1 pseudogene is annotated in these 425 nt (G+C 69.9%); it reads right to left on the bottom strand.

What is annotated here, in order from left to right:
- Positions 1 to 329 (bottom strand): annotated as a pseudogene (locus AC5LUJ_RS21730) (NAD-dependent epimerase); the annotation flags it as partial.
- Between the last annotated feature and the right edge of the window lie 96 nt (positions 330 to 425).

Here is a 425-nt window from a genome sequence, read left to right as displayed (position 1 = left end):
CCGCCCGACTCCATCCACTTCCAGGTATCGAGAACGGTCTCGCGGATCGGCCGTGTCGACAACCCGGCAGCCCGCGCCGCTGACGAGTCCACCGCCCACACGCCCGCGCTCGTCCGCCACAGCGGCAGCTCCGTCCACTGCTTCACCCCAGCGTCCAGCAGGATCCGGTCGGGCACCCACTCGACGATGCCACGGCCACCCGTCACCTCGAGACAGGCGTTCAGAAGATCACCGAAGGTCTCGTCGCCAAGTGCGGTGATGTTGAAGCTGCCATCCTCGGCAGCGGCGGCCCGGTCAAGCGCAAAAGACGCGACGTCGCGCACGTCCACCGGTTGAATCCGGCGGTCCGGCGTCCCGGGCCCCAGGATGGTGCCACCGCGAGCGGCCCGAGCCAGCCACCACGGCAGCCTCCCGACGTACTCGCC

It is taken from the genome of Protofrankia sp. CiP1_Cm_nod3 (genome assembly GCF_982290655.1).
This window is presented reverse-complemented; position numbering and strand designations above follow the sequence as displayed.